Origin of the sequence: Rhodococcus sp. NJ-530 (assembly GCF_003860625.1) — a bacterium.
Lineage (GTDB): Bacteria > Actinomycetota > Actinomycetes > Mycobacteriales > Mycobacteriaceae > Rhodococcus_F > Rhodococcus_F qingshengii.
In genome coordinates, this window is the sequence record NZ_CP034152.1 from 6,126,913 (window position 1) to 6,150,211 (window position 23,299).

The following is a 23,299-nucleotide window of genomic DNA, read 5'->3' on the forward strand; positions in this document are numbered from 1 at the left end:
GCTCAACTCTGAAGCTGTTGTTGCCCAATAACGGCGAGGTGCCGATCTTCGCTACGGTGGATGACATGACCGAACCTGACAGCGACAGGCAGATACACCCGTCTGCAACGGCGGGATGTGCCGGCGTCGACATTCCGGACAGCCGGGGTCGCACCGGCCTCGACCGAACAGGTCTCGGGCTGCACGGTAATCCGAACGTCGAGGTCGAACGAGTCGAGGTCACCTCAGACGGTTGGCATGTGTTGCGTCGCAGCACCTTCACGTACCGGCGACGGGACGGCACTGTCGAGACACAGCAACGAGAAACCTACGACCGTGGGAACGGCGCGACGATCTTGCTGTACGACCCCGAACGGCGCACCGTCCTGTTGACGAAGCAATTCCGCTTTCCCGCTTACGTCAACGCACACCCCGACGGAATGCTGATCGAGACCGCAGCCGGTTTGCTCGATGCCGACACGCCGGAAGTAGCCATTCGGCGAGAGACGAGCGAAGAGCTCGGCGTCGCGATCGGCGAGGTGCAGCATCTTTTCGATCTGTACATGAGCCCCGGATCCGTCACCGAGAGAGTGCATTTCTACGCCGGCCGATACAGCCCGGCGGACAGAACCGGCAGTGGTGGCGGGGTGCCAGACGAAGGCGAGGACATCGAAGTCCTGGAGTTGCCGTTCGACACGGCACTCGACATGATCTCCGGCGGAGAAATCGTCGACGGTAAGACGGTTATTCTTCTTCAATGGGCGGCCATGTCGGGGGCACTGACTTCGAAGTCGATTGCCTGAATTTCTATATCCTGTGCCGATGGAACCTGCTGAGTACAGCGACGCGCTGAGGTCTGTCCTCGATACCGTGTCGGCGGTAGTGAGCGATCGACTGGCTGCGATTCACCACGCGGCAACCCCGCGCACCGAAGGGATCGTCATCGATGTCTCGGTCGATCAGGACGGCGAGGGAACATTCGGCGTATGGGCACGATTCGAGGGTCCTGACGCATTCAGCCTGAATCAGCAAATCGGTGACGAGAGAGAGCTATTCGGCGTGATCTGGGGCGAGGAAGGCTGGGAACCGCCGGTTCCGCATCGACCGCGAAAGTGGTCACGTGTGGAACTCGAGAAAGCTGTCGTCGGTGTCGTGGCCAAATGGATCGACGGGCTCATTCCCTCGGCCGCCACCGGACTAGCTTGGGAAGTAACGACTCCCGACGGAACTGTCGACGCTGTACCAGTGGGCGGTCGTGGACATCTGCCTCGATGAAGCGCGGAAGCTGTGGGCGGGATGGAAGACCTCACCGCCACGGTTGTCGTCCAGGATCTGCCACTTGTACCGACGGATTCTATCCATTGTTGCGATGTCACCGACCGGTCGCACCGTCGATCAGTTCGCGGAGGATGTCAGCGTGCCCGGCATGGCGCCCGGTCTCTTCGACCATGTGCACGAGCGCCCAGCGGACACTGGGAGCGGGTCGTTTCGCCCCCGGTCGCGGGATGGGCGCGGCAAGATCTGTGCATCCGTCGAGAACTGCGTTGGCACGCTCGACCGTCTCGCGATAGCGACTGACGACACCGTCCACGCTGTCTTCCGATGACGGCTGAAACGTCGCTTTCCAATCCGTCACGTTTTCTGCGAGAAACATCGATCGTTCGACAAAGATCAAGTGATTGACCAGCCCGAGCAAGGTTGTCCCCGACGGAACAATTGTGGTGCGCACCTGAGGTTCCGGAGCACCCTCGACCTTGGCAGCGATCGAATCACGCAAGTAGTCGAGAAACGCGCGTAGCGTATCGACCTCGCTGTTTCCGGCCCGGGGCGGTGGGGCATCACGGCGGCTGCGACGCGACGCTGCCATGGTGGTTCTCCTTCCTCGGTGAAGAACGACATAGAGGCTTCGTTCCTGGGTGGGCAGAAGCGATCCTTCCGAATTCACTCCGATCCCGCATCAAATTTTGCCGTTGCGGCAAAGGCAGGCTTCATCGCCGGTATCACCGCGCCGAATGCAGGTCGTGCACAAGTTGGGGCCTCCGCAACTTGCCGACCTCGAAAGGCCACCGCCGCAGCGGGTAGGCGAGACGAGCCACGAAGTAGTTGGCGTACTCGGCGACGCCGAAAGCCCACACCGCCACCACGCCCACAGCTCCGCCGGAGTGATCTGGTAGCCAGATGACAACGCCGAGAAGAGCTATCGCCAACAAGAGAACATCGAGGACCCGAAACACGCGGTAGAGCGCTGCGAGGCGGGCCGGCATCGGTGCCTGCTCGACCCAGCCTCGGGCAAGCAGCCAGTAGACACCTGCTTGTACGAGTATCACAAGCAGTGGGGCCAGCGCCGACCACAACGCAGCGGAGTCTTTCGGACCTTCGAGCCGAGGCATCACGACGCCGACAGCCACAGCGGCAAATACGGCCGCGGCCGCCAGTTCGCCAAGACCGAGGCTCAGGTACCTGCGTCGCAAACTCATTCGCCGTTGATCCACCACGCAAGAAACCCTATCCGCCGATCACTCCGCAGCGGGTGCGCAGCAGCTGCAGGGCTTTGCCTAAGATCGATCGAAAGGCAGTCACGTGTAAAGAGGTTGTGGTGTGTGATGGTGCGATTGGCCATGGTTACGTTCGATGCAACGGATGCCCGATCACTTGCCACCTGGTGGTCGGAGCGATTCGGCGAGGCGAGTACCGATGGTGACGAAGATTTCCTGACGGTGACGGCCCCGGATCTCCCACTCACTCTCGGTTTCCAACGGATCGATCAGGCTCGCAGCCAAAGGAATACGGTTCACCTCGACTTCGACCTCGAACCGCAGGATCCTCCGCGGGACGAGGTCGTCGCGACGTTTGTCGCGGCAGGAGCAGCCCACATCGAGCGCCATGAGTCGGGCGGATCAATTTGGGACGTGTTGGCGGATCCGGCGGGAAACCTTTTCTGCGTAGGTGATCCGCATTAGGGTCTGTCCGACAACCAGTCCGAGATCGAGTCCACTGCTCATCCGACAAAGCCTGAAAGTGCGTCACCCGATCAGCAGTACATACATTCGTTCGCATACAGTCGGACAAAGCCTGAAAGTGCGTCACCCGATCAGCAGTACATACATTCGTTCGCATACAGTCGGATGTGTCCCAGCGGCACCCCAGACTGGAATGTCCGCTGCGTCAACATCTGCCGATAGGGGGCTGGACGGATGGAATCGCCTGACTTACTGGGTCTGACGGTCTCACTGACGTCGTCGACGCTTATCCTCGCCTTCGTTGCTGGGCTCATGCCGCGACTGGTCGGTGATGAACCGAATCCCGTTGTCGGCATACGAACGAAGGCAACGATCTCGAGCCCCGAGGCGTGGCAATTGGCCCATCGGATTGCGTGGCCCCTTCTACGCCGGACGGTGTGGACAGCCGTAGTGGGACTGTGCATGCAGGTCACCATCGGTGTCGTGACAGGTTTCGGATCTGTGGTGTCGGCTGTCGCCTCAACAGTCGTGTTTCTAGCGGTGCTCCTTGTCCTGCTCTGTGCAGCGTTGAAGGGCAACGCCGCGGCAAAATCGTTGCGGCGCTGACCACCCGGGCCCGCATTTGTCAGAGGTGCCCTAGTTCTCCGATTTCAGTTCCCGATACGCGGTCGTTCGCGCCGGCGTGGTCCACGGTCCCGCATCGCGAGGATCGCCGCTGCCGTGGACGCGACCGTCTTGTCGTCGTCGCGTGTCAGCCGGGCGAGCGCTTCCCGGGCCGCCGCGCCGGGAATCTCAGCGAGTGCCTGCGTGATTCGCAACCTCGTCGGGGCGTCGTCAGTGCCGTCGAGCCCTGCCTGCACGGCATCGACGACCTCACCGCTTGTCGGTGAGTGCTCCGCGAGAAGACCGAGCACCTCTCCGGCCTCGACGTCGCGTCGCCCGTCGGCGACCATCTCGAGGAGAGCGGGCATCGAGACGGCCTCTCCGCGAGATCCGAGGGTGAGAGCGGCATCAGCGCGGACTATCGCGTCCGAATCATCGAGAGCTCGCTTCAGCGCCCGAGTTGCTTCCTCGGTGTGGATCCCGGAGATGGCCGACGTCGCGCGGCGTCGAACCTCGACGTCCTCCGATTCGAGCCCCTTCGCGAGACCTGCAAGGCCCGCACCTTCGGTCCTCGCCAACGCCCACTGCAACGCTCCGGCCACGTTGGCATCCTTCTCCGACAGGATGGCCTCGACGAGTGCGTCGACGGGCAACGCCGCATTTAGCTCCTGCGACAGGATCGCTTGCTGACGATGGGCAGCGAACTCGGATTCGAGTGCACGCAACAGTGAGACCATGCGTAGGACGTCGTCCCACTCCGAAGGGGCGCTGGCATCGACCCTTTCGAGTTTGGTCAGCAATTCCTCCTCCGCCGCGATCCGTTGCCGAGTGTGTTGCATGAGTTCACCCACCAAATCGGCCGGCGCGAAGTCGGGTTCGTCCAGTGCACGCTTGGCCTCGTTCAACGAGAGCCCCAACGTCCTCAAGCTCTCGACGTGGAAGAGTCGACGGATGTCGTCGGCGGAGTACTCCCGGTAACCGCCGGACGTGCGGCCCGTCGGCTTCACCAGTCCCAAGGTGTCGTAGTGACGCAGCATCCGTGTGCTGACACCACAACGCCGCGAGACCTCGCCGATCAACATCCGTCTCCCCTTCCTACGCGTCCGGGCCGATTGCCGCGACGCGCTTCGCCAACTCGTGAGAGAGTGCGAACCCACCGTCGGGGTCGTGCCAGAGTTGCTTTGTAGCATCAGCATGCGCCCGGACACGCGGATTCGGGCTCATACCGGCCGCGTCGAGCACCGGGAGTACAGCCTCGCCGAGCCCGGTCAGAGCACGGCTCAGACTGAGCTGCATCTGCAGTTCGCCCCGCCCGAGTTCGGTCGCCAGATCCGCTGCGAGTGCACCCTCGACTCCTGCCGGCACGAGTGCCACTGCGGCGCGCCACGCACTGCGCGCGACCTCGTCGTCCTGGTCGTGCACCAGCGCAGAGACCTCGGGCCACGCGATCGGATCGCCGATCTTGGACAAGGTGTGGAGCGCCTGACTGCGGGCTTGCGAACCATCGGACCCGAGCTCACGGATCAGCCTCGGCACCGTAATTTCGGCCGGCAAGCGGCACAATGCCCAGGTCAGCATGTCGCGGACGAAGAAGTCCGGCTCGACGGCGCACCGATCGATCAGGGCATCCGTCAGCTCAGGGTCCGGGCGCGTGCCGACAGCGAGCGCGGCGCGCAGCCGAACCGAGGGATCAGCCGCGGCCAATGCGTCGACGAGGTGAGCATTCTGCCCACCATGGTTGGTTGTGTTCACGACAACCACCTCCTTCGTCGACCATTGGAGTCCTTGTCACTGTGTCAAGGTCAAGCGTCGCTGTCTCCGACACGGGAAATATCGCCTCGGATCACACGCCGGTTGTCGATCCTGGCCGAAAGATCATCAGCACGACGACAACGACCCAGAGCAGATTGAAGATCCCCGTCGCTGTGCCCAGTCGACGGGTGAGCCGCGTTGCGACATCCACAACGGACCCGGTTCCTTCGATCGCCGCCATTGTCAGCCGTTGGGCGGGAAGCACGACCGCGGTGAGTATCACGGCGGCAACGACGGTGAGTGCGATCGAGGTGAGGATCCACAGGTCACCGAGCACTCCGAGATTGACGGCGGTGGCGACACCGAGCATCGGAACGACAACGCCGATCGTGGCATACACCCGAACGATGCGATGCAGCATGCCCGTCGTCGCAACACTGGCGCTGTCCGGATCGGCGAGCGCGGCGCGGCTCGCCACCGGGAACATACTCGCCGCCACAGCGACGGGGCCGATGGCAAGAATGGCCGCAATCACGTGGAGGGACAGCAGGATTCCGGTCATGGGATTTCTCGCGTTTCGGTACGCACAAGCGTATTCACGCAGCGTCCGGGGCGAAGGTGATTACAGGCTCGGCGCCCGTGGCCGACCACACCGTTCCACGACGCTCGTAGTCGAAGAGCGCTTCGACCTCGAGACTTATCCGGGGCCCGAGGCATCGTTCCAACAGGTACAGGCCAAGGTCGAGACCGGATGTCACACCGCCGGCGGTGATCAGGTCACCGTCGTCGACGATTCGCGCCTGGATCGGAATAACGCCGCCGGCCGCCAGTGCGTCCACGGCAAGATGGTGTGTCACGGCGCGGCGCCCTTCGAGAAGCCCCGCCATCGCCAGCGCCAAAGATCCTCCACAGACGGTCGCAACAAGAACACCAGGATCGTCGAGTGCACGCCGCATCATGACAGGCAGTTCGGTTTCCGTTGTGGCCGCGAGTCTTTCCGGCAAACTGGTGCCCGGCTGGTCCGCATCGGGTTCGAAGAGACCCGATGCTCCGGGAACGATGATCAGATCCGCGTGTTCGACATCGAGGGTTGCAGTGGCGGTCATAGCGAGTTCACCACTTCCGCTCAGGACGGTCCGAGGCCCCTCCGCACTGACGAGTTCGACACTCAACGCCCCACCGCTGGCGAGACCCCCGGCGTAGAGCACCTCATACGGACCCACGACATCCATGGGATCGAATCCGTCGAACAACACGATCTGCGCGTGCACTGCAACCTCCGATTTTGTGCGACGCGCTCCTGTGCGCTTCGCTGTTCCTACGACAGTAGGAGGAAGTTGACCCCTGCGGCGACGGCTGAAAGCCAACCTTCGACGGCTTTCAGCCAACCTCACATATTCTGTGAAATACCAGTTGAGAGGATATTTCACGACACGAGATCACAGGATCTCGCGCCACATACGCTACGTTTCAGACATGCATGACGTTGCAGTTCTCGCGTTGCCCGGAGTGGTGCCGATGGACCTGGCAGCACCCCTCGAAGTCTTCGGACGATGCAGGCTTCCCTCAGGCGCACCGGCCTACCGGACCGCCGTGTGCGCGCTCACCGAGGAGGTGGAGACCGGAACGTTCACGATGCGCGTACCGCACGGACTGTCACGTCTCGCCCAGGCCAGCACGATCATCATCCCGGGCACCGCCGATCTCGATGTGCCGATCGACCCCGAGATCATCGAAGCCCTCAGAACTGCCGCGGATCGCGGCACGCGCATCGCCTCACTGTGCGTCGGCGCATTCACCCTCGCCGACACAGGCCTGCTCGACGGACTTCGCGCGACGACGCACTGGGCGGCTGCGTCGGAGTTGGCGCGTCGGCACCCGGCCATCGACGTCGATGCCGCCGTTCTCTACGTAGACAACGGGCACGTCCTGACTTCCGCCGGCGCCGCGGCCGCACTCGACCTGTGTCTGTACATGGTCCGTCAGGACTACGGGTCCGCGGTCGCCGCCGACACGGCGCGGCTGAGTGTGATGCCGCTCGAACGTGCCGGAGGGCAAGCACAATTCATCGTCCACGAACCTCCCGTACCCAGCGGGACAACCCTCAGGCCGCTACTGAACTGGATGGAAGAGAACCTCGGGGAGCAACTCGACATCACGACAATCGCGGCCAAGGCAACGATGAGCACTCGCACGCTCAACCGCCGATTCCAGGAACAAATCGGTACGACGCCGTTGCAATGGCTCCATCACGCGCGGCTCCGCCAAGCGCAATTTCTGCTCGAGACTACCGACCACTCGATCGAACGTGTTGCGGGACAAGTCGGATTCAATGCCGTCACCACGTTCCGCGAACGCTTCCGAGACCTGGTCGGCACCAGCCCACAGCGGTACCGGACACAGTTTCGAACTTCCCGCTAGCGGGCCGGTCAGCCCTTGACGTTGCCGGCAGCGGTGTTCAGAACTGTGGCGACGTCGTCGAGGATGTACGGGATGGTCAGGACCGTCAGTCCGCCGAACGCGAAGTTCTTGTCGACGCTGAAGTCCTTGGTGGATGCCGTACGCCCATCGACGATCACCGGCTGAGCTGCCACCAGTGGCTCGGCGAGGAACGCGTTCAGAGAGTCCTTGTCGTAGGCCACCACGAACAGCACGTCAGACGCAATCAGCGGCGCCTGCTCGGTGCTCAGCTCGAAGTACACGGCCTCGGGATCCTTGGCGGGATCGGCCTGCTGGATCGTCGGCTCGTTCTTCAGACCCAGCTGCTCGAGGAACTCGACACGCACGTCGGCGTTCTTACTCACCGCGAAGGTGCTCGGACTGTTCGGGAGTCCGATGGTGACGGTCTTACCTTGCAACGCAGGGTTCTTCGCAGCCGTCGCGCTGATCGCGGCGTTGGTCTTGTCGATGAGCGTGCCGGCCTCGGCCTGTTTACCCAGCGCCTGACCAGCGATGGTCACCTGGTCCTGCCACGACGCGGTCCACGGCTCGTCCTGGAAGGAAACCACCGGCGCGATCTTCGACAGTGCGTCGAATTCCTGCTGAGTGAGCCCGGAGTACGGGGCGAAGATGAGATCTGGTTCAGCCTTGGCGAACTGCTCGACAGGTGCTTCGCCCGTTCCGTCACCCGACAACAAGATCGGCTGCTCGCCACCGAGCTTGTCGAGTGCCTCGGCGTCCCACTTCAGAATGCCCTGCGCGTCGGCCCCGTACTGAGGTCCGGAGAAAGTGGGCATCGCGACCGGGACGACACCGAGCGCCAGGAGGGCGTCCTGATTGGACCATCCCCAGGTTGCGACCCGCCTGGGCTCCTCCTTGATCTCGGCCGTGCCGAGGGCCGACGTGATCGTCACCGGGAACGCGGCGTCGACTGCGGATGAAGTCCGGGTGCTGTCTTTGTCGTCGGTGCTGTCTTTGTCGCCGTTGCTGCTGCAGGCCGCCATTCCGGCCGCCAGCCCGCACGCCGCCACGACGGCTACCATCCGGCGGACACGGCTGCCACCACTTCGTCGCTCTGACAGCCCTCGTCCCAAAATTCTCGCCACGCCAGGACCTCCCGGTCGATCGACCTGCTCAGACACCCCGAGCGGGTGACGGCGCCCAACGTAGCACGAAGGTAACCCTATCCTCAGTTGTCGTGCGCTCTACTTTGCCCTCTGTCGTCGCACCATCTCCACGATCCAGATGGGCGCAAACGGCGAGGTGCAGTTCGGTGGAGTCGGGTAATCCTCGAGCACCCGCAGTCGCTCACCGATCTCGATTGCCCGGGCGCGGTACTCGGCATGTTCGATCCCGATCTGAGCCAGGCAGTGATTCATCGCCCATTGCAGGCGGTCAGGAGCATCCTTCATCTCCGCCTCGATGACGTCGAGTAGCCCTGAAAGGTCAAGTCCCTCGGGCTTCTTCGCGACACGTTCGGTGGTCAGAGCCCACCCGGCGCTAGCGACCACAGGATCAGGGTCAGCGGTCCAGGCCACCCGCAACTCCTCGGCATGCGGGTTCTTCTTCACCACGTAATTGACGAGCCAGTCCTGCACCTTCGGAGTGCGGGCCTCTCGCAACATGACATCCAACTCGTCACGCTCGAACGCCTTCGGGCGGCAGATCAAAAGGGCCAACAATCGCGCCGCGGTATCGCCCGTCGCCCAAAGCTGTTGTGCGAGTTCCTGCTGAGTCTTCAATCGCTTCGCAACAGCGCGCAGTTTTGTGAGGTTCACACCGTGATCGTCACCGTGCTTCTCGTTCACCGCACGCGCCTTCGGATCTTCGAGAGCAGCCAACTCGTCCATCACCGCGGCAACCGTCGTTTCGGCCACTTCGTCCTCCAGTCACTACTTCTGCGATTCCCCTACAAGCAAAGCACGGGAAGGCGGGCGACCTACGTTTGAAACCTCGGCCAATGGGTACATGACTGCTCCTGAGGTGGCGGCACGCCACCATGAAGACAGGACGAACCTTGCATATGCGACGCGCCGCGGGTGCTGAGAACGTGGACGAAACCGCAGGCGGAGATGAAGACGGCGGTAAGAACGTTCTCACTCGGGCTATAACCGGCCCACTCCTTTTCGTGTTCATCCTCGGAGACGTTCTGGGTGCCGGCATCTACGCGTTGGTGGGCGTCATCGCCGGTGAAGTTGGTGGAGCCGTCTGGGTACCACTGCTCGTAGCGCTCGTCATGGCATTGCTGACAGCAACGTCGTATGCCGAACTGGTCACCAAATATCCGCGAGCGGGCGGCGCAGCCGTCTTCGCCCAACGGGCGTATCGGAAACCACTGATCTCGTTCCTTGTCGGCTTCTCGATGCTGGCGGCCGGCGTAACCAGTGCGGCGGGACTCGCCCTCGCATTCTCGGGCGACTATCTCAAAGCCTTCATCGACGTCCCAACCGTTCCAGCGGCGCTCGTCTTCCTGCTCCTGGTGGGACTTCTCAATGCCAGAGGCATCAAGGAGTCGATGCGCGCCAACGTCGTCATGACAGTCGTGGAGGTCACCGGGCTCGTCCTCGTTGTCGTCCTCGCTTGCATAGTTCTCGGGCGCGGCGACGGAACCCTGAGCCGCGTCGTGGAGTTCGACGACAGCCGATCGCCTGCACTCGCGGTGCTGGCTGCGGCACTCCTCGCGTACTACTCTTTTGTCGGCTTCGAAACGTCCGCGAACGTAGCCGAAGAAGTGAAGAACGTGAGCAAGGTCTACCCACGCGCACTGTTCGGAGCATTACTGACAGCCGGCGCCGCCTATGTCCTTGTCGGCCTGGCTGTCTCGGTGGTCCTGCCCGCCGACGAACTTGCCGCATCCTCCGGGCCACTGCTGGAAGTTGTGTCAGCTGCCGACGTCGGCGTTCCGCCTCGCCTGTTCAGCCTGATCGCGTTGGTCGCCGTCGCCAACGGCGCACTGCTGACAATGATCATGGCGAGCAGGCTGACATACGGGATGGCATCGGAAGGCTTGCTCCCGAGCGTCTTCGCTCGGGTACTGCCGCAGCGACGGACCCCCTGGGTGGCGATTATCGCGACCACAGCAGTTGCCATGGCTCTCTGCGTCACCGGATCGCTGTCAGCCCTGGCGGAGACGGTGGTACTCCTGCTGCTTTTCGTATTCATCAGCACCAACATCGCCGTCCTGGTTCTGCGCCGTGACGCAGTGCAACACAAACACTTCCGAACGCCGATCATCTTCCCGATCCTCGCTCTCGGTACGTGCGTTGCGTTGCTCACCCAGCAGAGCGCTGCGACGTGGTTACGCGCATCATTACTCTTGGCCGTCGGAGTAGTGCTGTACGCCCTCTCCCACCGCCGATCCACGAAGTGAGGTGCGATGTACAGGAGCCGGTGTGATGACCGACAGTTCTGACGCGTCAGATGTAATTCAGCGTCGAGAGCGAAAGATCAACAGGCGAACCCTGACGTACGGCGTGTCAGTCGTTCTGGCTACCGCGGTTTTGGTTATCGCGATCGTGTGGTTGGGCTCCCGGCGGGGCGAATGCTTCGGTACCGACACCTTGCTGTGCTCACAGAAGGATCGCCGACTGGCGGTCTTCGTCCCGAGCCTGATGTTGCTGCTCGGGACCGTGGGCGCGTTCTTGCGAGCCTCCCTGCGATTGCACCGCCTGCGGCGCCTCTACATCCGGCCGTACATGGCGTGGGCCTTGGCGGGCCTCACCCTGACGTATCTGACCGGAGCTTACTTCTTGATCGGGGTCTAGATTCTCTGAATACGTCTGTTCAGCAACCAGATTGAGTCGACAGCCGCAAATCAGAATCGCGGATCGTCGATCGCAGTGAGGACTACTTCCCGCACTGACGTCGAAGACGACAAACTCGAGATCGAGCGCACCGTATCCACAACGTCATGTACCGGGACCAGAGATCCCTCTCCCCTGGCGGCAGCGACGTCTCGGGGCACGTCGAGTCCGTCTTCTGTATTGAGATATCCGAGATGAAGGACAGTCACGGCGAGTCTGTCCTTCCGGTAGCCCTCTCTCAACGCGTCGGCAATGCCGTTGATCGCGAACTTCGATGCACCGAACGCAACCTCCGGCCTACCGCTTCGCGGGAGTCCCGAGGTGGACCCGGTCAAGATGATCCGAGGTCGAGGACGGCCGATCATTCTCGGGATCAGGCGCTTGAGCAGGAGAATTGTGGCCGTGATGTTGGCGTTGATCATTTCGAGCATTTCGACATCGGATTGATCTGTGAACGCATAATCGGAAGTGAAGGCATCCCCTTCCCAAATTCCGACGTTGCAGATCAGGGTATCTACACCACCGACAAGCTCCTGATCGATCGAATTCGCTGCCGTAACAGGATCGGTCAGGTCGGCTTCGATCCACTCTGAGACGTCGAACCCGTCAGGACGCCGACGCGATATGCCGAGAACTTCGTCGCCATCGCTCCTCAGACCCTCGATCAACGCACGACCAAGACCTCGGCTCGCACCGACAACAACCGCCCTCGCCACAATTACACCCTTCGTCGTCGCTCGAACCGATCCTATCGATCCAGCCGTCGCCGGTAGTTTCGTCGAGAAGCGAGAGACTCAGATTCGCACCGTAGTGCAGCTGGACAACTACGGGCTCGCCAATATTTCAGCCAGGGCACTGGCGAACTCGCGTGCTTGGTCAGAGGTGATGGTGGAGGCGGTCACACGAAGTGCCCGGTGGCACTGACCCGGCGTCGCCGAGAACTGACTTCCGTCCCGCACGAGCCAGCCAGACTCGGCGAGTCGCTCGACAATCGGTTCGGAATCCCGATCCAGCGGAACCCAGACATTGAGTCCGTCGAAAGTGTCAGGAACCTCGATATCATGTTCTGACAGTGCAGATTTCAGAAGGGTTCGGCGGCGCTCGTAGACAGCGCGAGCATTGGCGAGGCCGTCGATCACCGTCGGATCACTCAGCAGTTCAGCACTCAAGCGCTGCTGCAGGTGACTGACCCAGTTGGCGCCCGACCGGAGATGAGTGCTCAGCCGAATGCCGGTGTCGAGGTCCGAGGCGACCACTGCCACGCGCAGGTCGGGCCCGAGAAATTTCGACACGGAACGAACAAGCGCCCACCGCGTCGTGCTCATCGGAGCGAGCCGACAGTACCGATTGCTGGACACGGCAGAGAAGTGATCGTCCTCGATTACCAGAACGTGAGGGAACTCGGCCAGGATGCTTCCGAGAATCGCCGCTCGGTCGGCGCTCATGCTGACCCCGGTGGGGTTGTGCGCACGAGGGGTGCAAATAATCGCGCGCACACCACTTTCGAGAGCACGCAGCAGCCCTTGCGGGGTAATACCCGAAGTGTCGATGTCCATCGGTACCGCTCGGAAGCTGTTGGCTTTGAGCGTTCCGATGCTCGCCAGGAAGCACGGATCCTCGATCGCGACGGCGTCACCTCGGGTCAAATGAGCGGTCAACAGTCGCTCGACCGCGTCAACGGCACCGTTGGTGATGGTGATCGAGCACGGCCTTAGAACCTCGTCCTTGATCGAGGAACGTGCCCAGGAATCGAGTAGAGGCTCGGTGGCTGCGGCGCCGTACAACCGGGGCGTGTAAGTGGTCCGGTCCAACGAGGCTCTGAGATCAGGCAGCAATGCCGGATCAGGATTTCCGCTGGCGAGATCCACGCTGCCAGGAAGAGCGATACCGCCTTCTCCTTCCAGGAACGGTATGGCTCGCACGAAGCTGCCGCGCCGGCCCTGTGTCTCCACAACTCCCGCCGCCACGAGCAAGCGATAGGCTCCGGCAACTGTGTTCCGGTGAACCTCGAGATCGTCGGCCAAGGCCCGTATGGGCGGCAACGCATCCCCTGGAGCCAGTACCCCAGCACTGATGAGATTGCGGATGCCCTCGGAAATCTCGCCCGCTGTCCCGCGGACGACATAGAGCCTCACCTGGTCCGCCACAGTGCTGGTCACAGGCTCACTCTATTAGCACATGACAAAACCTCCACGCTGTGACACATTGTCACATGACAAAAAATCTGTGAGGAGACACATGATTCTGCCCGGACAATTCCGCCTCTCCGACGACGCGGTCGCCGACTCTCTCCACGCCGGTGGATTCGGACACCTGGTCACACCGGGCCCCGAGACCCTCGAAGTCACGTCGATGCCACTGCTGTACAACGCCGAAGGAAACGTGTTGGAGGGGCATCTCGCCCGGACGAATCCGCATTGGCGATACACCGGGACATCGGAGTCTCTGGTGATCCTCCCCGGCGCCGACGCCTACGTGAGCCCCGAGTTCTACCCGAGCAAGAGCGTCCACGGGAAGGTTGTCCCGACGTGGAACTACGAAGTTCTCTACGTCTACGGCCAACTGGTTGCGCACGACGACGAGCAGTGGCTGCGTGCGCACGTCACCGCACTGACAGCTCGACATGAATCCGGCCGTGAGAACGAATGGAAGGTCACCGACGCGCCGCCGCAGTTCGTCGATGCGCAGCTGCGAGGGATTGTGGGGATCGAACTGCACGTGGCCCGTGTCTACGGAAAAGCGAAGTTGAACCAAAACCGTTCCCCCGCTGATTGCTCCGGCGTCATCCGGGGTCTGGAGAAGGGCTCATTCTCCGAACGAGAGACCGCCGCAGCGATGGTCGCCGCGGGCCTCGACAACGGTTGACCGTTACGCCGTCGTCGTACGCCTTGTCTAGTCGCACATTCAGGTGAGCGGTTTTCCACCCGTCACGCCGATGACTTCCCCAGTGGTGTAACTGGATTCGCCAGAGGCGAGAAATACATAGGCGGGAGCAAGCTCGGCCGGCTGACCTGCCCGCCCGAGCGGAACGTCGTCCCCGAACGTCTCGAACTTCTCCTTGGGCATCGTCGCCGGAATCAGTGGCGTCCAAATCGGTCCAGGTGCAACGGCATTGACCCTGATTCCCTTCCGTGCGACATCGGCGGCCAGCCCCTTGGTGAAGTCGATGATGCCCGCCTTTGTCGTGGCGTAATCGAGCAGCTCGGGCGACGGGGACGCACCTTGGATGGACGAGGTATTCACGATCGTCGATCCGGGCTCCATCTGCGCGATCGCTGCCTTGGAGAGCCAAAATAGTGCGTAGAGGTTGGTTTTCATCACACGGTCGAATTGTTCGGTGGTGATATCGGCGATGCCGCCCATCTGCACCATCTGAAACGCGGCGTTGTTCACCAAGATGTCGAGTCCGCCGAGTTCACGCACCGCGGTTTCGACCAAAGCAGAACAATGTTCCTCGCTTCGGAGATCTCCCGGCACCGAGACGGCTTTGCGACCTGCCTCCTCGACCCAGCGAGCGGTTTCCCGAGCGTCCTGTTCTTCCTCGTCGAGATAACTCAGGACAACGTCCGCGCCTTCTCTGGCAAATGCAATCGCGACCGCACGTCCGATGCCCGAATCCGCTCCGGTGACAATCGCACGCCTTCCTTCGAGTCGACCGCTTCCTCGATAGGTGTTTTCACCGTGGTCGGGAGGAGAAATCATGTCTGCGGTGAGACCGGGGTGTGCGATCTCCGCCTGCCGCTCACGCACAGGAGCGGGGAACCGCGTGGTCGGGTCCTGCATTGCGTACTGGTCCGGCATATCGATACTCCTCGGGTGACGCAGTTTCTCGCGGGCTTCTGGATGGATGCACTGCACATGCCTCCTTCCCGCCGAATAGAAATCGAAACCTCGGGGTGGCCGGGATCTCACTCGTCCTGGCGCCGACGATCTCGGTGCGTCGAGCCCACTTGTTCGTTGTGGTTACTACGCGGTAGGTCGGGGTAGCCCGCGTAGCGGCGGTGGCTCCGCAACCCGCGGAGCACTCGTCGAGCAGAAGCTGAACATCACGTAAAGCACGCACCGACGAAGGGACGACCCCGATATGAGCAACTCCGAAACCACGTCCGCCTTGATCACCCAGTTACGCATCCTCCTCGGACTGACGCACACCGAGATCCAGGTCGCCGAAACGCGCGTCGCACAGGCCAGAACCGAAGCGGTTCGACGCGAACTCACGGAAAACGCAGAGAACGGCCGTGAAAGGGCGAGTTCCATCGAGTCCACGATTCGCGATCTGGGTGGCGTTCCGGAATTGGTCGGTCCGTTCCTCGGACGCGCGACAGCCGGAGTGAAAGCGATGGTCGAACAGGCTCAGCCCTTCGACGAAGCGGTATTGGGAGACCTTGCGCTCGAACATCAACTCCTCGACCGCTCCCGCTACCTCAAGGCCCTGGCCACTGCCGGCGGCGATCAGACCGTCGCGGCGTTGGCCGACCGCCTCATCACTGCACACTCCGCGACCGTGGACTGGCTCACGACTGTCTTGGCCGAAGAGGCACTCGGTGGACCGGCAGCTTTGCGCCGCACACCGATGCAAGCTGCCACCGGCGCGGCGATACGGCTGGTCAACGTTCCGGTCTCCTGGTCCACCCGCAGTCTCGACCGTGCCATCGACGCTGTTCGCACCTCACCGCCGGTACTGGGTGAGCTGATCAGCTGGGGCGCATATGCCGGTGACGTGACTGTGAAAACACTCTCGGCCAGTAGGGATGCGGCCATCGCCACGGCTGAGAAGGTCACTCGCCGAGAAGGTGCTGACGGTGCCGCCGACGTCTTCCGTTCGGTACGGAAGTCGAGTGGGCTACTCGACCCCACTGAACTTCCCATCGAAGACTTCGACGAACTCAACGTCACCCAAGCCGTCTCCGCCGTGAAGGAACTGACCGACGCCGCACAGGTGCGGGACATCGTTGCGTACGAGGAAGCGCACAAGAACCGACACGGCGTCGTATCCGCTGCCCAGGCAAGACTCGCAGCGATCGCCCAGGAAGTCGTCGGAATCAACTAGAGCGTTCAATCGACATATCGAGAGTCCGACTCTCGGAACCGCGAGAACTGGACCTCGTGAAAGCGGGATTCGCGGCCAGGGCACCCGAACCGTCAAGAAGATGACAGCGGCTCTCGAAGCCCTCTGATCAGTTCGACGCGCGCGGAATCGAGAATTTCCTCGGAGAGCGGGGAACCCTTGGTAGCTCGCGAAAGAACCAGTGCACCGAGCATGGTGGAGAGCCGGAGGAGACCGACAGCTTCGTCGTCGGCAAGAGCTGCGGCAAAATCCCCCACTCCCTCCGTGTAAACCCGACGGGCCTCGCTGTCTGCAGGCTCGCGCGCCATGTCGGCGGCGAGCGCAGCAGCGGGGCATCCGTCTGCCGGGTTGTCGCGATGCGCCACCGAGAGATAGGTATCGATCAAAGCTTTTCGGGCGGAGTCACGTTGCCCTGCATGCTCTTCGAGTCCCGCAGAGTGCAGCTGAGCCAGTTCCTTGAAGGCGTGGGTGGTCGCTTCGTCGATGAGAGCGTCCTTGGACGCGAACTGCTTGTAAAAGCCACCGTGGGTCAGCCCCGACGCCTTCATCAGGTCGGCGACGCTGAGGTGAGTGCCCTTCTCTCGGAACAGTCGGGCTGCGGTTTCCACGACGCGCCGACGGTTCTCTTCCGCTTGTTGCTGCGATACGCGGCCCATCACAACGCCTTCCAGTTTGGATTTCACTTGACATCTATCCTAGACGACACTTAGATTTGATTCATAATCTAAACGTCACGAGCAATCACAACTCTGGGAGAATCATGGACCTGAACAAGACGGTTGCGGTCGTCACAGGAGCCAATCGCGGGCTCGGACGCCATCTGGCTGCGGGACTCGTCGAGCGCGGCGCAAAGGTGTACGCGGCTGCGCGCAATCCGGAAACTGTCGATCTACCCGGCGTCATCCCCCTGAGGTTGGACGTGACGGACGCCGAATCGATAACCGCCGCCGCGCAAATCGCATCGGATGTGACCTTGCTGGTCAACAACGCAGGTATCTCTACCTCGGCGCCCTTGATCGGGGGCGACATCGATGACATTCGACGAGAGATGGACGTCAACTTCTACGGCCCGCTCGCCGTGACCCGGGCGTTTGCTCCCGTCATCGAAAACAACGACGGCGGAACAATACTCAACGTTCTGTCGGTGCTGTCCTGGTTCCATCCAGCCGCGCTCGGGTCTTACGCGTCGTCGAAGGCAGCGGCCTGGGCGATGACCGACGCCGTTCGAGAAGAACTTGCGCCGCGCAAAATCTCCGTATCGGCACTGCATGTCGCATACATGGATACCGACATGGCCGCTGGCGTACCCGCCGAACAGAAGATCGATCCTGCCGACGTCGCCGCGCAAGCACTGGACGGTATCGAAAGCGGGCTCGCCGAGATCCTCGCTGACAACACCACCCGGTACGTCAAGGGGAGTCTGTCCTCGTCGAACTCCGAGTAAGCAAGGGACTGCAAACGAGTGACGCTCACCCCACCGTTTTGAGGCTGGCCAATCTGCTCAGGATCGGTGCCCGCCAAGCTGCGAGGTCTTCCGGACCGTTCTCTTCCCACAACTCGTACAACTCCGAAGTGTCGCTGTCGGAAACTGCACGCTCGAGTGCGGTAAGGACCCAACTCTTCTGCTCCGGGCTCAAGGTGCTGACGTACCCGGCGGCGTCAATTCCATCCAGCTGCACAGGCTTCGCCGCAACGCCGTGCGCAACCGCAAGAATCTCGGCGACGGCGATTGCTGTTTGAGCATCATCGGCATCGAGATAACCGCCATCGGGGTGGCTAGCGTAATCGTCGATGTCGTAGTCACCCGCCTGTACTGCGCTGAGCAGGTCGCCCGCTACGTCGTTGTCGAAAGGTCCTGAACCCCAAGTCCCCATGCTGTCTCTCCGATCCGTACCCGGCGCACCTGTCGTAAAGATATTAGTGAATCACAGGCTTCGGCCAGGACCCTCGGGCTGGAAGTACTGCGTTCGCCGGAAATCGACATCAGCGCAACGGCACGCGAAGGATGCGGTCATCACCGGGGTTGGGGTCGCCACGACCGTCGGTGTTGTTCGTCAGTATCCACAGCGACCCGTCCGGTGCGACTACAACGTCACGGAGGCGCCCGTATTCGTCGACGAACTGCTCGTCGGCGGTCGCGGGATCGGTCAAGAGCACCGTGCGGAGTCGCTCACCACGAAGATTGGCGATGTAGATCGTGCCGTCGTGGATGGCGATTCCGCTGGGGCTGGCGTCGTCAGGTGACCATTGTTGGAGCGGGTCGATGAATCCGTCTTCACCCACAATCCCTTCGACCTCGGGCCACCCGTAGTTTCCGCCTGCTTCGATCCGGTTGAGTTCGTCCCAGGTGTCCTGCCCGAACTCGCTGGCGTACATCGTGCCGTCCTCGGTCCAGGCAATGCCCTGGGAGTTGCGGTGGCCGTAGCTGTAGACAAACGAGTTCGGAAATGGATTATCTAGCGGTACATCGCCATCCGGAGTCATGCGCAGAATTTTCCCGGACATCGAGTCGAGGTCCTGAGCTCTGTCTCGACTACCGGCATCACCGACGGTCACGTACAGCATCCCGTCCGGGCCGAACGCGATGCGACCACCGTTGTGGTAGCTGGCCGAAGCGAGCCCGTCGAGAATCGTCTCGGCCGGCCCGAGCGCGAATTCCCCCGGAGCACCGATGATGTCGAAGCGTTCGATCCGGTTCTCCCCGTTCGCGGTGAAGTACGCGTACAGGCGGTTTTCACGTACTGCGATCCCTAGTAAACCGCCCTCACCCCTGGGGCTGACGCCGTCGACGACTCCCACCTCGCGGCTGTTTCCGCCGGCGTCGAGTTCGAGGATTCGCGCGCTGTCGCGCTCACTGACAAGTGGTGTATCGCCGTGGAATGCGATCGACCAGGGCGCGTCCAAGCCGTCGGCGACGGTCTCGGGTTCACCGAAGGCCGCGGCGGGCGCCGATCGTGTTGTCGTGCTTGCCTGTGGACCGGGCCCCTCAGCGTCCTCGGTACTGCAAGCAGTCATCAAGGCCGAGACAAGCACGGCGGCGCCGAGCCCCCGGATCTGTCGTCGTGTCATGGGCGCGCCTCCCGGGTTCAGGCAGTCTTTGCGCCGACGGTAGCGCGCAATCGGCCACACCGGGAGTCCCTTCGAGTACCCCCAACGACCGGGACTCCCTCGCAGGCGACAGGCGTGATGCCCTGGACGGGTGCGCCACGACATGCGCGTCGTCAACAGAAAGAGAACTGACCACCTCATGATTTCCGCCCCGACCGTCGAAGAAACCGGCCGCCTGCCGCTCGTGATCTACGTGCTGGCCGTCGGAGTTTTCTTGATGGGTACAACCGAATTCGTCGTCGCCGGCATTCTTCCCGAGATCGCGGGTGACCTCGGTACGTCGATCGCGAACGTCGGCCTGATGATCACCGTCTTCGCGATCGGAATGATCGTCGGCACGCCGGCGATGGCGATCTTGACACTCAGGGTTCCTCGACGCGTGACCTTGAGCTCGGCGTTGGTTGTTTTCGCGATCGGACACGTCATCGTCGCGCTCTCGTCCAACTTCGGACTCATTCTCGGCGCCCGCTTCCTCACAGCCGTGGCGACGGGCGCATTCTGGGCAGTCGCCGCAGTGGTCGGAGCAAAAGCGGCCGGCCCGGCGTCTTCCTCGCGCGCGCTCGGCATCGTCTTGGGCGGAGGCATGCTCGCGAACGTCATCGGTGTTCCGCTCGGCGCTCTGGCCGGTCAGAGCATCGGGTGGCGTGGTCCTTTCTGGGCCCTCGCCGCCCTCGCACTCGTTGCCGCGGCCGTCGTCCACCGATTGGTACCCGCCGACACCGAATCCGGTGCGGTGCCGTCCTGGCGAGCGGAGATCGCGAGCCTACGGGACGGACGCATCTGGCTCGTTCTGTCCGGTTGCGCCGTCGTGTGCGGGTCGTCGCTGGCGGCGTACAGCTTCATCTCTCCGCTGTTGACCGAGAACACGGGACTTGCTGCGTCGGCAGTGCCGCTAGTGCTTGTCGGCTACGGACTCGGTGCGTTCGTCGGCTCCAATCTCGGCGGTCGACTCGGTGCGAAGCATCAGTACGGGGTCTTGTTCGTCTCGGCAGCGATGACGTTTCTCGTACTCGGGGCGCTCTGCCTCTTCTCGCACAACGTGATCGTGACGGTGATTCTCGTAGTCATGCTGGGACTGTTCGGCATGTCGACCAATCCCATCCTGATCGGGATGGCTGTGCGTTATGCCGATCAGGCGCCGACGATGGCTTCTGCTCTCAGCACCTCGTCGTTCAATCTGGGCACGGCGGTCGGCTCCTGGATCGCCGGGTTTGCGTTCGCCTCGAGTCTCGGTGCCACTGGGCCGGTGTTGGTAGGCACCGGCGTTGCCGCTCTCTACTTTCTGCCGCTGATGATCCTGTTGCGCAAGGAACGCACGAAGCGCACCACCGTCGAAGTCGTCAACTGACGACCCGATCAACCGTCGCGCAGTTCGTCAGCCGTCCGTCAGCGACCGCTCCGACACGTGAGGAGCAGAGTCCGCATCCTCACTGGCTGCCAACGAGGCGAGTAGCTGCATCCGTTCCGCGGACGGCGATCCCGGCTCTGCGGTGTAGATCGTGAGCGTCAACCCCGGCTCGGCGGCCATCTCCAAACCTTCGAAGGCAAGCGTCAGCTCCCCCACGGCGGAGTGGTGAAAAGTCTTGAATCCGGTGCCGTGATGGCGGACGTCGTGCGCGCCCCACCGACGCCGGAATTCCTCACTCCGAGTGCTGAGTTCACCGATCAGATCGTGCAATTCCTTGTTGTGAGGATCTCGCCCAGCCTCGGTTCGCAGAATCGAGACGGTCACCTCGGCAAACGCGTTCCAGTCCGGATAAAACTCGAAAGCCCTTTCGTCGAGGAACGTGAAGCGCGCGATATTCGGGGGCTGCCCCGGCATGTCGTACAGGTCCTTGTAAAACGCACGCGCGAGTGGGTTGACAGCAAGAAGATCCATGCGACCGTTCCGCACGAAAGCGGGTCCCGCGGTGACTGCATCAAGCGCCCACTGCAGGCTCTGATGGGGCTTCCAGCCCTTCGCATTTCGCCGACGCGGGGGCCTGGCTACCGGGCTTGCCGCGTGCGCGAGATCAAAAAGGTGGGCGCGCTCGGCGTCGTCGAGTCGTAAGGCCTTCGCGATACTGTCGAGTACACCCGGCGATGCGCCGCTGATCGCTCCGCGCTCGAGCCTCGTGTAGTACTCGACGCTCACGCCGGCGAGGGTTGCCACTTCACTTCGACGTAGACCGTCCACGCGGCGGTTCGATCCGGCCGGAAGTCCAACTTGTTCGGGCGTGACTCGGGCGCGCCGCGAGGTCAGGAATTCGCGTACTTGCGCTCGATCGTCCATGCCATCGAGCCTAAGTCAGTGACCGGTAGCGAGGGAGTCCCTCGCAGTACCACTATCGCGTGGGACTCCCGCACGCCGCCAAATCATGATCAGGTTGAAGTGACACGAGAAAACCGATGGTGAGGAGTCACGTCATGCGCGCTGTCGTCATGCATGCCCCCGGCGACGTCCGGGTCGAAGAGATCGAAGCGCCGGTGATCGTCGAACCGACCGACGCGATCATTCGCGTTACAGCCACCTGCGTCTGCGGTTCCGACCTCTGGCCGTACCGCGGCATCGAAGAGCTGAATGGCCCGACGCCGATGGGACACGAATACGTGGGCGTCGTCGAACAGGTCGGCCCCGACGTCAACGACATCGAAGTTGGGGACTTCGTCGTGGGCTCGTTCGTCGCGTCGGACAACACCTGCGAAATCTGCGAGGCCGGCTTTCAGTCTCGCTGTATCCACCAGGTCATGATGGGCTCGGTCGGCACCCAATCCGAATACGCTCGCATCCCGCTCGCGGACGGCACCCTCGTCCCTGTCCACGGAGAGCCGACCGAGCGGCAGGCCCGCAGCCTCCTTGCAGCCTCCGACGTACTCGGCACCGGTTGGTTCGCCGCCGTAGCTGCGGAAGCCGGACCTGGCAAAACGGTCGCCGTCGTCGGCGATGGCGCAGTCGGGCTTTTGGCGATCCTCGCTGCCAGACAACTCGGCGCCGAGCGGATCATTGCCATGTCACGTCACGCCGACCGGCAGGCACTCGCCACACAATTCGGCGCCACCGACATCGTCGAAGAGCGGGGCGACGCGGGCATCGCGAAGATCAAGGAACTCACCGGCGGCTACGGCGCCCACTCGACCGTCGAAGCCGTAGGTACCCAAGAATCGATGATGCAGGCTATCGGAGCTACCCGCCCCGGCGGACATGTCGGCTACGTCGGGGTATCCCACGGCGTCGAACTCGACGGCATGAACCTGTTCTTCGCGACGGTGAGCCTGCTCGGCGGTCCCGCGCCGGTCAGGCGATTCCTACCCGAACTGATCGAGCTCATCATGACCGACCAGATCGACCCAGGCATCGTCTTCGACCTCACTCTCCCGTTGGAGGACGCCGCCGCAGGCTACCGGGCGATGGACGAGCGGCGCGCCACCAAAGTGCTACTCACCCTCTGACCGATACCAAAGGCTCACGAGACAGAACTGGGCTCTACACGCCGGTCGAGGAACGTCTCGGCTACCAACGAGAGGCGCTCTTGGTCTACCGATCAGCATGTTCACTGATCACACCGAATGCGTATGACGCCGAAGGTGAGGACGGGCACTTCGATTGG

At 62.4% G+C, this 23,299-nt stretch carries 27 protein-coding genes; 12 read left to right on the top strand and 15 right to left on the bottom strand.

Annotated features, from left to right (window positions below; all coding sequences use genetic code 11):
- The first annotated feature begins 65 nt into the window (after nt 1–65).
- On the top strand, nt 66–782 hold the full coding sequence (locus EHW12_RS28620; RefSeq protein WP_050794020.1) for an NUDIX domain-containing protein: 717 nt from the start codon (nt 66–68) through the stop codon (nt 780–782).
- Nucleotides 783–801: 19 nt separating this feature from the next.
- The gene (locus EHW12_RS28625) at nt 802–1,254 is read left to right on the top strand and encodes a DUF6389 family protein (protein WP_063315456.1); all 453 of its coding nucleotides are present in this window, start codon (nt 802–804) and stop codon (nt 1,252–1,254) included.
- A gap of 97 nt (nt 1,255–1,351) precedes the next feature.
- Here the strand turns inward: EHW12_RS28625 and EHW12_RS28630 are convergent, their stop codons facing one another.
- Both EHW12_RS28630 and EHW12_RS28635 read right to left on the bottom strand, forming a co-directional pair.
- Nucleotides 1,352–1,846 (bottom strand): DinB family protein, encoded by a 495-nt coding sequence (locus tag EHW12_RS28630; protein WP_125052366.1) that lies wholly within the window; start codon nt 1,844–1,846, stop codon nt 1,352–1,354.
- Between the two features lie 133 nt (nt 1,847–1,979).
- A complete protein-coding gene (locus EHW12_RS28635) occupies nt 1,980–2,456 on the bottom strand; it encodes a hypothetical protein (RefSeq protein WP_083058658.1) in 477 nt (158 codons plus the stop codon).
- 141 nt (nt 2,457–2,597) lie between these two features.
- On the opposite strand from EHW12_RS28635, the gene EHW12_RS28640 reads away from it, so the two are divergent.
- Both EHW12_RS28640 and EHW12_RS28645 read left to right on the top strand, forming a co-directional pair.
- Nucleotides 2,598–2,939: a VOC family protein gene (locus tag EHW12_RS28640; protein WP_198402560.1), complete on the top strand. Its 342-nt coding sequence runs from the start codon at nt 2,598–2,600 to the stop codon at nt 2,937–2,939.
- A 234-nt stretch (nt 2,940–3,173) separates the two neighbouring features.
- On the top strand, nt 3,174–3,545 hold the full coding sequence (locus tag EHW12_RS28645) for an SdpI family protein (RefSeq protein WP_125052368.1): 372 nt from the start codon (nt 3,174–3,176) through the stop codon (nt 3,543–3,545).
- A 44-nt stretch (nt 3,546–3,589) separates the two neighbouring features.
- Here the strand turns inward: EHW12_RS28645 and EHW12_RS28650 are convergent, their stop codons facing one another.
- From EHW12_RS28650 to EHW12_RS28665, 4 genes are all read right to left on the bottom strand, one after another.
- Nucleotides 3,590–4,624 (bottom strand): HEAT repeat domain-containing protein, encoded by a 1,035-nt coding sequence (locus EHW12_RS28650; protein WP_007735672.1) that lies wholly within the window; start codon nt 4,622–4,624, stop codon nt 3,590–3,592.
- A 13-nt stretch (nt 4,625–4,637) separates the two neighbouring features.
- Nucleotides 4,638–5,303 carry a HEAT repeat domain-containing protein gene (locus tag EHW12_RS28655; protein WP_172827070.1) on the bottom strand — a complete coding sequence of 222 codons (666 nt, stop codon included), beginning with the start codon at nt 5,301–5,303 and terminating at the stop codon, nt 4,638–4,640.
- A gap of 82 nt (nt 5,304–5,385) precedes the next feature.
- Entirely contained in the window at nt 5,386–5,856 is a 471-nt protein-coding gene (locus tag EHW12_RS28660) for a DUF2269 family protein (RefSeq protein ID WP_003943264.1), read from the bottom strand.
- Between the two features lie 34 nt (nt 5,857–5,890).
- Nucleotides 5,891–6,565, bottom strand: coding sequence for a DJ-1/PfpI family protein (locus tag EHW12_RS28665; RefSeq protein ID WP_125052370.1), 675 nt, complete (start codon nt 6,563–6,565; stop codon nt 5,891–5,893).
- A gap of 205 nt (nt 6,566–6,770) precedes the next feature.
- Between EHW12_RS28665 and EHW12_RS28670 the strand changes: the two genes are divergently transcribed.
- On the top strand, nt 6,771–7,715 hold the full coding sequence (locus EHW12_RS28670; RefSeq protein ID WP_003942841.1) for a helix-turn-helix domain-containing protein: 945 nt from the start codon (nt 6,771–6,773) through the stop codon (nt 7,713–7,715).
- An 8-nt stretch (nt 7,716–7,723) separates the two neighbouring features.
- Here EHW12_RS28670 and EHW12_RS28675 read toward each other — a convergent pair whose 3' ends face one another.
- Nucleotides 7,724–8,776: an ABC transporter substrate-binding protein gene (locus EHW12_RS28675; protein ID WP_007735664.1), complete on the bottom strand. Its 1,053-nt coding sequence runs from the start codon at nt 8,774–8,776 to the stop codon at nt 7,724–7,726.
- Between the two features lie 162 nt (nt 8,777–8,938).
- Nucleotides 8,939–9,610 carry a DNA alkylation repair protein gene (locus EHW12_RS28680; RefSeq protein ID WP_007735662.1) on the bottom strand — a complete coding sequence of 224 codons (672 nt, stop codon included), beginning with the start codon at nt 9,608–9,610 and terminating at the stop codon, nt 8,939–8,941.
- 146 nt (nt 9,611–9,756) lie between these two features.
- Here EHW12_RS28680 and EHW12_RS28685 point away from each other — a divergent pair, with 146 nt between their 5' ends.
- Both EHW12_RS28685 and EHW12_RS28690 read left to right on the top strand, forming a co-directional pair.
- The gene (locus tag EHW12_RS28685) at nt 9,757–11,103 is read left to right on the top strand and encodes an APC family permease (RefSeq protein WP_125052759.1); all 1,347 of its coding nucleotides are present in this window, start codon (nt 9,757–9,759) and stop codon (nt 11,101–11,103) included.
- Between the two features lie 25 nt (nt 11,104–11,128).
- Nucleotides 11,129–11,497: a hypothetical protein gene (locus tag EHW12_RS28690; protein ID WP_007735659.1), complete on the top strand. Its 369-nt coding sequence runs from the start codon at nt 11,129–11,131 to the stop codon at nt 11,495–11,497.
- A 50-nt stretch (nt 11,498–11,547) separates the two neighbouring features.
- Here EHW12_RS28690 and EHW12_RS28695 read toward each other — a convergent pair whose 3' ends face one another.
- Entirely contained in the window at nt 11,548–12,252 is a 705-nt protein-coding gene (locus EHW12_RS28695; RefSeq protein ID WP_042448150.1) for an SDR family oxidoreductase, read from the bottom strand.
- A 108-nt stretch (nt 12,253–12,360) separates the two neighbouring features.
- Nucleotides 12,361–13,695: an aminotransferase class I/II-fold pyridoxal phosphate-dependent enzyme gene (locus EHW12_RS28700; RefSeq protein WP_241199074.1), complete on the bottom strand. Its 1,335-nt coding sequence runs from the start codon at nt 13,693–13,695 to the stop codon at nt 12,361–12,363.
- A gap of 79 nt (nt 13,696–13,774) precedes the next feature.
- Between EHW12_RS28700 and EHW12_RS28705 the strand changes: the two genes are divergently transcribed.
- On the top strand, nt 13,775–14,401 hold the full coding sequence (locus EHW12_RS28705) for an FMN-binding negative transcriptional regulator (RefSeq protein ID WP_125052372.1): 627 nt from the start codon (nt 13,775–13,777) through the stop codon (nt 14,399–14,401).
- Between the two features lie 39 nt (nt 14,402–14,440).
- Here EHW12_RS28705 and EHW12_RS28710 read toward each other — a convergent pair whose 3' ends face one another.
- Nucleotides 14,441–15,337 (bottom strand): SDR family oxidoreductase, encoded by an 897-nt coding sequence (locus EHW12_RS28710; RefSeq protein WP_007735622.1) that lies wholly within the window; start codon nt 15,335–15,337, stop codon nt 14,441–14,443.
- Nucleotides 15,338–15,620: 283 nt separating this feature from the next.
- Here EHW12_RS28710 and EHW12_RS28715 point away from each other — a divergent pair, with 283 nt between their 5' ends.
- On the top strand, nt 15,621–16,586 hold the full coding sequence (locus tag EHW12_RS28715; protein WP_075834849.1) for a hypothetical protein: 966 nt from the start codon (nt 15,621–15,623) through the stop codon (nt 16,584–16,586).
- Between the two features lie 92 nt (nt 16,587–16,678).
- Here EHW12_RS28715 and EHW12_RS28720 read toward each other — a convergent pair whose 3' ends face one another.
- Nucleotides 16,679–17,287, bottom strand: a complete 609-nt coding sequence (locus EHW12_RS28720; protein WP_007735618.1) for a TetR/AcrR family transcriptional regulator — start codon at nt 17,285–17,287, stop codon at nt 16,679–16,681.
- A 77-nt stretch (nt 17,288–17,364) separates the two neighbouring features.
- On the opposite strand from EHW12_RS28720, the gene EHW12_RS28725 reads away from it, so the two are divergent.
- Entirely contained in the window at nt 17,365–18,048 is a 684-nt protein-coding gene (locus EHW12_RS28725) for an SDR family oxidoreductase (RefSeq protein WP_125052374.1), read from the top strand.
- A 25-nt stretch (nt 18,049–18,073) separates the two neighbouring features.
- Here EHW12_RS28725 and EHW12_RS28730 read toward each other — a convergent pair whose 3' ends face one another.
- Both EHW12_RS28730 and EHW12_RS28735 read right to left on the bottom strand, forming a co-directional pair.
- Nucleotides 18,074–18,478 (bottom strand): DUF4259 domain-containing protein, encoded by a 405-nt coding sequence (locus EHW12_RS28730; RefSeq protein WP_125052376.1) that lies wholly within the window; start codon nt 18,476–18,478, stop codon nt 18,074–18,076.
- Nucleotides 18,479–18,587: 109 nt separating this feature from the next.
- Nucleotides 18,588–19,673 (bottom strand): PQQ-dependent sugar dehydrogenase, encoded by a 1,086-nt coding sequence (locus EHW12_RS28735; RefSeq protein WP_125052378.1) that lies wholly within the window; start codon nt 19,671–19,673, stop codon nt 18,588–18,590.
- A gap of 178 nt (nt 19,674–19,851) precedes the next feature.
- On the opposite strand from EHW12_RS28735, the gene EHW12_RS28740 reads away from it, so the two are divergent.
- The gene (locus tag EHW12_RS28740; RefSeq protein ID WP_164490605.1) at nt 19,852–21,060 is read left to right on the top strand and encodes an MFS transporter; all 1,209 of its coding nucleotides are present in this window, start codon (nt 19,852–19,854) and stop codon (nt 21,058–21,060) included.
- Between the two features lie 27 nt (nt 21,061–21,087).
- Here the strand turns inward: EHW12_RS28740 and EHW12_RS28745 are convergent, their stop codons facing one another.
- On the bottom strand, nt 21,088–21,984 hold the full coding sequence (locus EHW12_RS28745) for a helix-turn-helix transcriptional regulator (protein WP_125052382.1): 897 nt from the start codon (nt 21,982–21,984) through the stop codon (nt 21,088–21,090).
- A gap of 134 nt (nt 21,985–22,118) precedes the next feature.
- On the opposite strand from EHW12_RS28745, the gene EHW12_RS28750 reads away from it, so the two are divergent.
- Nucleotides 22,119–23,141, top strand: a complete 1,023-nt coding sequence (locus tag EHW12_RS28750; protein WP_030537173.1) for a zinc-dependent alcohol dehydrogenase family protein — start codon at nt 22,119–22,121, stop codon at nt 23,139–23,141.
- The last annotated feature ends 158 nt before the right edge of the window (nt 23,142–23,299 follow it).

Excerpts from the sequence above, each read along its gene's own strand:
- EHW12_RS28620 (WP_050794020.1), top strand. The coding sequence starts at position 66 with ATGACCGAACCTGACAGCGACAGGCAGATACACCCGTCTGCAACGGCG.
- EHW12_RS28625 (WP_063315456.1), top strand. The coding sequence starts at position 802 with ATGGAACCTGCTGAGTACAGCGACGCGCTGAGGTCTGTCCTCGATACC.
- EHW12_RS28630 (WP_125052366.1), bottom strand. The coding sequence starts at position 1,846 with ATGGCAGCGTCGCGTCGCAGCCGCCGTGATGCCCCACCGCCCCGGGCC.
- EHW12_RS28635 (WP_083058658.1), bottom strand. The coding sequence starts at position 2,456 with ATGAGTTTGCGACGCAGGTACCTGAGCCTCGGTCTTGGCGAACTGGCG.
- EHW12_RS28640 (WP_198402560.1), top strand. The coding sequence starts at position 2,598 with ATGGTTACGTTCGATGCAACGGATGCCCGATCACTTGCCACCTGGTGG.
- EHW12_RS28645 (WP_125052368.1), top strand. The coding sequence starts at position 3,174 with ATGGAATCGCCTGACTTACTGGGTCTGACGGTCTCACTGACGTCGTCG.
- EHW12_RS28650 (WP_007735672.1), bottom strand. The coding sequence starts at position 4,624 with ATGTTGATCGGCGAGGTCTCGCGGCGTTGTGGTGTCAGCACACGGATG.
- EHW12_RS28660 (WP_003943264.1), bottom strand. The coding sequence starts at position 5,856 with ATGACCGGAATCCTGCTGTCCCTCCACGTGATTGCGGCCATTCTTGCC.
- EHW12_RS28670 (WP_003942841.1), top strand. The coding sequence starts at position 6,771 with ATGCATGACGTTGCAGTTCTCGCGTTGCCCGGAGTGGTGCCGATGGAC.
- EHW12_RS28675 (WP_007735664.1), bottom strand. The coding sequence starts at position 8,776 with ATGGTAGCCGTCGTGGCGGCGTGCGGGCTGGCGGCCGGAATGGCGGCC.
- EHW12_RS28685 (WP_125052759.1), top strand. The coding sequence starts at position 9,757 with ATGCGACGCGCCGCGGGTGCTGAGAACGTGGACGAAACCGCAGGCGGA.
- EHW12_RS28690 (WP_007735659.1), top strand. The coding sequence starts at position 11,129 with ATGACCGACAGTTCTGACGCGTCAGATGTAATTCAGCGTCGAGAGCGA.
- EHW12_RS28705 (WP_125052372.1), top strand. The coding sequence starts at position 13,775 with ATGATTCTGCCCGGACAATTCCGCCTCTCCGACGACGCGGTCGCCGAC.
- EHW12_RS28710 (WP_007735622.1), bottom strand. The coding sequence starts at position 15,337 with ATGCCGGACCAGTACGCAATGCAGGACCCGACCACGCGGTTCCCCGCT.
- EHW12_RS28715 (WP_075834849.1), top strand. The coding sequence starts at position 15,621 with ATGAGCAACTCCGAAACCACGTCCGCCTTGATCACCCAGTTACGCATC.
- EHW12_RS28725 (WP_125052374.1), top strand. The coding sequence starts at position 17,365 with ATGGACCTGAACAAGACGGTTGCGGTCGTCACAGGAGCCAATCGCGGG.
- EHW12_RS28730 (WP_125052376.1), bottom strand. The coding sequence starts at position 18,478 with ATGGGGACTTGGGGTTCAGGACCTTTCGACAACGACGTAGCGGGCGAC.
- EHW12_RS28735 (WP_125052378.1), bottom strand. The coding sequence starts at position 19,673 with ATGACACGACGACAGATCCGGGGGCTCGGCGCCGCCGTGCTTGTCTCG.
- EHW12_RS28740 (WP_164490605.1), top strand. The coding sequence starts at position 19,852 with ATGATTTCCGCCCCGACCGTCGAAGAAACCGGCCGCCTGCCGCTCGTG.
- EHW12_RS28745 (WP_125052382.1), bottom strand. The coding sequence starts at position 21,984 with ATGGACGATCGAGCGCAAGTACGCGAATTCCTGACCTCGCGGCGCGCC.
- EHW12_RS28750 (WP_030537173.1), top strand. The coding sequence starts at position 22,119 with ATGCGCGCTGTCGTCATGCATGCCCCCGGCGACGTCCGGGTCGAAGAG.